Origin of the sequence: Nocardia elegans NBRC 108235, assembly GCF_001612845.1 — a bacterium.
GTDB lineage: Bacteria > Actinomycetota > Actinomycetes > Mycobacteriales > Mycobacteriaceae > Nocardia > Nocardia nova.
Window position 1 is genome coordinate 154415 of the sequence record NZ_BDBF01000017.1, and the last position, 7643, is coordinate 162057.

Genomic DNA, 7643 nt, shown 5'->3' on the forward strand with positions numbered 1-7643 from the left:
GCCCCCGAGCCCGGCACCCACCCCGACATTCCAGACCACAGCGAGAGCAGGAAGAACCATGGCGGAGCTGACGATCTCCCCCGATGAGATCCGTAGCGCGATCGAAAGCTACACCCAGAGCTACACCCCCGAAACCTCCATCGAGGAAATCGGCACGGTCACCGACACCAGTGACGGCATCGCGCACGTCAGCGGCCTGCCGTCGGCGATGACCAACGAGATCCTCGAATTCCCCGGCGGTGTGCTGGGTGTCGCGTTGAACCTCGACCCCGACGAGATCGGTGCGGTCATCCTCGGTGAGTTCGACGGCATCGAAGAGGGCCAGCAGGTCCGCCGCACCGGTGACGTGCTCTCGGTGCCGGTCGGCGACAAGTTCCTGGGCCGCGTCATCAACCCCCTCGGGCAGCCGATCGACGGCCTGGGCGAGATCGAGGCCGACGAGCGCCGCGTGCTGGAGCTGCAGGCCGCGACCGTGCTGGAGCGCCAGCCGGTCGAGGAGCCGATGGCCACCGGCATCACCGCCATCGACGCGCTGACCGCCATCGGCCGCGGCCAGCGTCAGCTGGTCATCGGCGACCGCAAGACCGGCAAGACCGCGGTCTGCATCGACGCCATCCTGAACCAGAAGGCCAACTGGGAGTCCGGCGATCCGACCAAGCAGATGCGCTGCATCTACGTCGCGATCGGCCAGAAGGGCTCCACCATCGCCGGCGTGAAGTCCGCGCTCGAGGCGCACGGTGCGATGGAGTACACCACCATCGTCGCGGCCCCGGCCTCCGACTCCGCCGGTTTCAAGTGGCTCGCGCCCTACACCGGTTCCGCGCTCGGCCAGCACTGGATGTACCAGGGCAAGCACGTCCTGATCGTGTTCGACGACCTGTCCAAGCAGGCCGAGGCCTACCGCGCCATCTCGCTGCTGCTGCGTCGCCCGCCGGGCCGTGAGGCGTACCCCGGTGACGTCTTCTACCTGCACTCCCGTCTGCTGGAGCGTTGCGCGAAGCTGTCCGACGAGATGGGCGCCGGTTCGATGACGGGTCTGCCGATCATCGAGACCAAGGCCAACGACATCTCGGCGTTCATCCCGACCAACGTCATCTCCATCACCGACGGCCAGGTCTTCCTCGAGTCCGACCTGTTCAACAAGGGTGTGCGTCCGGCTATCAACGTCGGTACCTCCGTCTCCCGTGTCGGTGGCGCCGCGCAGACCAAGGGCATGAAGAAGGTCGCCGGTTCGCTGCGTCTGGAGCTGGCCTCCTACCGCGAGCTGGAGGCGTTCTCCGCCTTCGCCTCCGACCTGGACGCCGCCTCGTTGGCGCAGCTCGAGCGTGGTGCCCGCTGGGTCGAGCTGCTCAAGCAGGATCAGTACTCGCCGGTCGCCGTCGAGGACCAGATCGTCTCGATCTACCTGGTCGACGCCGGCTACTACGACTCGGTGCCGGTCGGTGACATCCGCCGCTTCAACTCCGAGCTGCTGGAGACGCTGCACCGTGCCGCGCCGCAGGCCTTCGAGTCGATCGCCGGTGGCAAGGTCCTCGAGGGCGAGGCCGCCGACGCGATCAAGACCGAGACCGAGCGGTTCAAGCAGGGCTTCCTGGCCTCCGACGGCAGCCGCGTGGTCAACGAGGCCGAGGCCGGCGAGCTGGACCACGAAGAGGTCGAGTCGCTGTCGGTCACCCGCAAGCACGTCGAGAAGTAAGCCGGGTCCGACCATGCCGACCAATGCGATACGCGAAGGGAGTGTGAACCGCTGATGGCAAGCTTGCGCGAACTGCGCTCCCGTATTCGTGGTGTGAGCTCGATCAAGAAGATCACCAAGGCTCAGGAGCTGATCGCCACCTCGCGAATCAGCAAGGCCCAGGCTCGGGTCGCCGCCGCGAAGCCCTATGCGGAAGAGATCACCAAGGTGCTCGGCGAATTGGCCAGTGCCTCGTCGAATCTCAACCACCCGCTGCTGACCGAGCGGGCCACTCCGCGCCGTGCCGCCATCCTGGTGATCACCAGTGACAGCGGTATGTGCGGTGGCTACAACTCCAACGTGCTCAAGCGCACCGAGGAGCTCATCACCACGCTGCGCTCCGAGGGCAAGGAGCCGGTGCTGTACGTGATGGGCAACAAGGGCCTGACGTACTACTCGTTCCGCAACCGGGCGCTGGCCGGTTCGTGGACCGGGTTCTCGCAGCAGCCGCACTACACCGATGCCTCGGCCGCATGCCATCACCTGGTGGATGTGTTCATGGCGGGTTCCGAGACCGAGGTGGAGGCCCCGGGCGGCGGGACCATGGAGGGCGTGGATGAGATCCACATCGTCTACACCCGCTTCGTCTCGATGCTGTCGCAGGTGCCCGAGGTTCGCCGGCTCGCTCCGATCCAGGTGAGCTTCATCGACGAGAACTTCGAACTCGGCGAGGACATGCTCACCGACTCGCCGGACGCGAAGATCACCTCGCTCTACGAGTTCGAACCGGATGCGGACAAGCTGCTCGGCGCCCTGCTGCCGAAGTACATCAACACCCGCATCTACTCGTCGTTGCTCGAGGCCGCGGCCTCGGAGTCGGCCGCGCGCCGCACCGCAATGAAGGCTGCCACCGATAACGCCACCGAGCTGGTCAACACCCTGACCCGCGAGGCGAACTCGATCCGGCAGGCCAACATCACGCAGGAAATCAGTGAAATCGTCGGCGGCGCGAACGCGCTGGCTGCGTCCTCGGATCGCGACTAAGCCCCCCACGGAAGAAGACAAATGACCGCAGCTGTCACCCAAGAAAACGCAAGCCGGGCGGGCGCTGGCACAGGCCGCGTCGTCCGGGTCAACGGCCCCGTTGTGGACGTCGAGTTCCCCCGCGGCGCCATCCCTGAGCTGTTCAACGCGCTGCACGCCGACGTCACCCTGCCGTCGGTGGCCAAGACCCTGACCCTCGAGGTCGCGCAGCACCTGGGCGACAACATCGTCCGCACCATTTCGATGCAGCCGACCGACGGCCTGGTCCGCGGCGTTCCGGTGTCCGACACCGGCAAGCCGATCTCGGTTCCGGTCGGCGACGTCACCAAGGGCCACGTGTTCAACGCCCTCGGCGACTGCCTCGACACCCCCGGCCTGGGCCGCGACGGCGAGCAGTGGGGCATCCACCGCCAGCCGCCGGCCTTCGACCAGCTCGAGGGTAAGACCGAGATCCTGGAGACGGGCATCAAGGTCATCGACCTGCTGACCCCGTACGTGAAGGGCGGCAAGATCGGTCTGTTCGGTGGTGCCGGTGTCGGCAAGACCGTTCTGATCCAGGAGATGATCACCCGTATCGCGCGTGAGTTCTCCGGTACGTCGGTGTTCGCCGGCGTCGGTGAGCGCACCCGTGAGGGCACCGACCTCCACCTGGAAATGGAAGAGATGGGCGTCCTTCAGGACACCGCCCTCGTCTTCGGCCAGATGGACGAGCCGCCGGGCACCCGTATGCGCGTCGCGCTGTCCGCGCTGACCATGGCGGAGTACTTCCGCGATGTGCAGGGTCAGGACGTGCTGCTGTTCATCGACAACATCTTCCGTTTCACCCAGGCCGGTTCCGAGGTCTCGACCCTGCTGGGTCGTATGCCTTCGGCCGTCGGTTACCAGCCGACCCTGGCGGACGAGATGGGTCAGCTGCAGGAGCGCATCACCTCGACCCGTGGTCGTTCGATCACCTCGATGCAGGCGATCTACGTCCCCGCCGACGACTACACCGACCCGGCGCCGGCGACCACCTTCGCCCACCTGGACGCGACCACCGAGCTCTCCCGCCCGATTTCGCAGAAGGGTATCTACCCCGCCGTCGACCCGCTGACCTCGACCTCGCGAATCCTTGAGGCCTCGATCGTCGGCGAGCGGCACTTCGCGGTGGCCAACGAGGTCAAGCGAATCCTGCAGAAGTACAAGGAACTGCAGGACATCATCGCGATTCTGGGTATGGACGAGCTCTCCGAAGAGGACAAGGTCCTCGTCGGCCGGGCGCGTCGTCTGGAGAAGTTCCTCGGCCAGAACTTCATCGTGGCCGAGAAGTTCACCGGTCAGCCGGGTTCGGTCGTGCCGCTGGAGCAGACCATCGACGACTTCGAGCGGGTCTGCAAGGGCGAATTCGACCACCTGCCGGAGCAGGCGTTCAACTCCTGCGGTGGCCTGGACGACGTCGAGGCGGCCGCGAAGAAGATCGCCGGGAAGTAGTCCACCATGGCGGATATGTCAGTTGATCTGGTCGCCATCGAGCGGCGGCTGTGGTCGGGGACGGCGAGTTTCGTCAGCGCCCAGACCACGGAAGGTCAGATCGGTATTCTGCACGGTCACGAGCCCGTACTCGGCCAGCTGGTCGAGGGCGGGATCGTTACCATCGACAGCACCGAGGGCGAGCGGATCGTCGCGGCCGTACACGGCGGTTTCTTCTCGTGCACGGGTGAGGCGGTCCGGATTCTCGCCGAATCGGCGGAATTCGCGGGCGATATCGATCTCGACGCCGCCCGCGCGGTCCTGGCCGATCCGAATGCCTCGGAGCAGGAACAGAATGCGGCGACCGCGCGAATTCGCGCGGTGGAAGCGATGAGCGCCTGACGCGAACGCCTCAGGGCGACAACGGAATAGCGCAACCGTGTGGCGGTCCGGATCTCCGGGCCGCCACACGGCGCTTCTGCCGGAATTCGCTCGAATCCGACGAGGAGAAGTCCGGCGGTATGCCGCCGCCGAGTGACAGTGGTGAATCGGCCACACCCGCGCCAGGGTGACTGTCCGGGGTGCGCCCTTCACTCTGGCCTGAGCGCGACCCGATGCCGGCGGCGAACACGAGACCCACCGTGAACCCGCGCACAGCCAACCCTGAGGGGCTTCGAATGCCCTTGTGCGAGTGTGCCTCTCATCACCTTCCTCCGGATCGGCGAATCGGCCGATATCCTCGTTTGTGGAACGGATGTACCGGCTGTGTGCCGCGGCGCCCTGGTTTGTAGACTCGCTGCGGGAGCGGCCTTGTTCGGGGATGGCACGGCGCTGGCGACGGCACAGGGGCGAAGCGAAGGGACGGACCTGGATTGCGGACCGGGATGGTGCTTCTGATCATTCTGGTGCTGCTGCTGGTCGGCGTAGCGCTGGTGTCGCTGTATCGCCTGATCATGTTGCGCCGAGGTGGAACCGCGGCGATTCTGCGCGTCCTTCCGGCGCAGGGTGGTCAAGGGTGGCGGCACGGTCTGATTCGCTACGGCGAATCCCGGCTCGTCTTCTACAAGCTCACCAGCCTGAAGGTGGGACCGGATTCGACCATCCGGCGGCTGGGCATCGAAGTGGTCGATCGGCGTTCCCCGGTGGGCGACGAGTACGACATCATGACCGACGACATCGTCGTGATCGCGGTCTCCGACGGTGACGGCAGCTATGAACTCGCCCTGGATCGCCCGGCGCTGACGGCATTCCTGTCCTGGGTCGAATCGCGGCCCTCCGAACGCATCCGGCGCCGACCGGGACGTTGACCCAGAAATAGGTGGTCACCAGCAATGAGTGTGCATCTGACCAAGATCTATACCCGGACCGGCGACGACGGCACCACCGGTTTGAGCGACTTCTCCCGGGTCCCGAAGACCGATCCGCGGCTGGTGGCCTACGCCGACTGCGACGAGACCAACGCCGCGCTCGGTGTGGCCCTCGCCCTGGGGCAGCCGGAAGCGCGCATCGCCGAGGTGCTGCGCCAGGTGCAGAACGATCTGTTCGACGCCGGCGCCGATCTGTCCACCCCGGTCGTGCCGGATCCGAAATATCCGCCGCTGCGGATCACCCAGTCCTATATCGACCGGCTGGAACGCTGGTGTGACGAGTTCAACGCCGAACTCGCTCCGCTGAATTCGTTCATCCTGCCCGGCGGCACGCCGTTGGCCGCTCTGCTGCATACGGCCCGCACCGTGGCGCGGCGGGCGGAACGCGCGGCGTGGGCGGCGGTGGACGCGCATCCGGACGACATCGGCGTGTTGCCCGCGAAATACCTCAATCGGCTGTCCGATCTGCTGTTCATCCTCGGCCGGGTGGCCAACCCGGACGGTGACGTGCTGTGGCGGCCCGGGGGATCGGAGACCGGCGGACCGGCCGCGACCGACCAGCCCTCCCGTTAGGCTGGCCCCCGTGAGTGAACGGTTTCTGGTGACCGGGGGCAGCCGGCTGGTCGGCGAGGTCGCGGTGGGTGGCGCGAAGAACAGCGTCCTCAAGCTGATGGCCGCCGCCCTGTTGGCCGAAGGCACGACGACGATCACCAACTGCCCGGACATCCTCGACGTGCCGCTGATGGCGGAGGTTCTGCGCGGTTTGGGCTGCGATGTCACCGTCGACGGATCGGTGGTCGCCATCACCACTCCGGCCGAGCCGAAGTATCACGCCGACTTCCCGGCGGTGACGCAGTTCCGCGCATCGGTCTGCGTGCTGGGGCCCCTGATGGCGCGGTGCAAGCGCGCGGTCGTCGCCCTGCCCGGCGGCGATGCGATCGGGTCCCGTCCACTCGACATGCATCAGGCCGGTCTGAGATTGCTCGGCGCGACCAGCGAAATCGAGCACGGCTGCCTGGTCGCGCGCGCCGACGAGCTGCAGGGTGCGCGCATCCGGCTGGATTTCCCGTCGGTCGGCGCGACCGAGAACATTCTCATGGCCGCGGTGCTCGCGGAGGGGGAGACGGTGATCGACAACGCCGCGCGCGAACCCGAGATCGTCGACCTGTGCATCATGCTCACCCAGATGGGCGCGCGCATCGACGGCGCCGGCACCTCGGTGCTCACCATCTCCGGCGTGCGCAAACTCGCGCCCACCACCCATCAGGTGATCGGCGACCGCATCGTGGCCGCGACCTGGGGAATCGCCGCCGCGATGACGAGGGGCGACGTGCGCGTCACCGGCCTGAACCCCAAGCACCTCTCGCTGGTGCTGGACAAACTGCGTTCGGCGGGTGCGCGAATCACGTTCGAACCCAACGGTTTCCGGGTGGAACAACCGGAGCGGCCGCGCGCGGTGAACTTCTCCACCCTGCCGTTCCCGGGCTTTCCCACTGACCTGCAGCCGATGGCGATCGGCCTGGCGACCATCGCCGACGGGACGTCGATGATCACCGAGAACATCTTCGAGGCGCGCTTCCGCTTCGTCGAGGAGATGATCCGCCTGGGCGCCGACGCCCGCACCGACGGCCACCATGCCGTGGTCCGGGGCATCCCGCGGCTGTCCAGTGCGCCGGTGTGGTCGTCGGATATCCGCGCCGGCGCGGGTCTGGTGCTCGCGGGTCTGGTCGCCGACGGCGTCACCGAGGTCCACGACGTGTTCCATATCGACCGCGGCTATCCCCACTTCGTGGAGAACCTGCGCTCGCTGGGCGCCGAGGTGGAACGGGTCGGCACGCCGGCGTAGTCGGCCGTACATCCGAAAGACCTTCCTGACCAGGCGATTTGACATAGAATCAACCGCCACGTAACTTATTCCAGGTCAGAGCGACACGGACACCAACCCCGGGCCGGGAGGCAAGGGGACAACGAGGTAGTACGGGGAGCGCCTGACGATCACACTGGTTCGACCGAGACCCCGATTTGGTTCGGGTCCGACGGTTGAGCTAAGCTGGAAAAGTTGCCTCGCCGATCGAACAGATGAAAATCTGGGAGATGGTGAGTGCGTG

The 7643-nt window shown here is 66.5% G+C and carries 7 protein-coding genes; all 7 read left to right on the top strand.

Annotated features, from left to right (window positions below; translation table 11 throughout):
• The first annotated feature begins 58 nt into the window (after positions 1-58).
• The gene (gene atpA, locus NE2_RS14700; protein ID WP_063026487.1) at positions 59-1696 is read left to right on the top strand and encodes a F0F1 ATP synthase subunit alpha; all 1638 of its coding nucleotides are present in this window, start codon (positions 59-61) and stop codon (positions 1694-1696) included.
• Positions 1697-1750: 54 nt separating this feature from the next.
• On the top strand, positions 1751-2719 hold the full coding sequence (locus NE2_RS14705; RefSeq protein WP_063026489.1) for a F0F1 ATP synthase subunit gamma: 969 nt from the start codon (positions 1751-1753) through the stop codon (positions 2717-2719).
• 21 nt (positions 2720-2740) lie between these two features.
• On the top strand, positions 2741-4189 hold the full coding sequence (gene atpD / locus NE2_RS14710) for a F0F1 ATP synthase subunit beta (RefSeq protein ID WP_030518275.1): 1449 nt from the start codon (positions 2741-2743) through the stop codon (positions 4187-4189).
• A gap of 6 nt (positions 4190-4195) precedes the next feature.
• A complete protein-coding gene (locus NE2_RS14715; RefSeq protein ID WP_030518274.1) occupies positions 4196-4570 on the top strand; it encodes a F0F1 ATP synthase subunit epsilon in 375 nt (124 codons plus the stop codon).
• Between the two features lie 482 nt (positions 4571-5052).
• On the top strand, positions 5053-5475 hold the full coding sequence (locus tag NE2_RS14720; protein WP_030518273.1) for a DUF2550 domain-containing protein: 423 nt from the start codon (positions 5053-5055) through the stop codon (positions 5473-5475).
• A 24-nt stretch (positions 5476-5499) separates the two neighbouring features.
• Positions 5500-6108 carry a cob(I)yrinic acid a,c-diamide adenosyltransferase gene (locus NE2_RS14725; protein WP_062961540.1) on the top strand — a complete coding sequence of 203 codons (609 nt, stop codon included), beginning with the start codon at positions 5500-5502 and terminating at the stop codon, positions 6106-6108.
• Between the two features lie 10 nt (positions 6109-6118).
• Complete coding sequence (murA, locus tag NE2_RS14730; RefSeq protein WP_063026491.1) at positions 6119-7381, top strand: UDP-N-acetylglucosamine 1-carboxyvinyltransferase; 1263 nt, start codon at positions 6119-6121, stop codon at positions 7379-7381.
• Positions 7382-7643 lie beyond the last annotated feature (262 nt).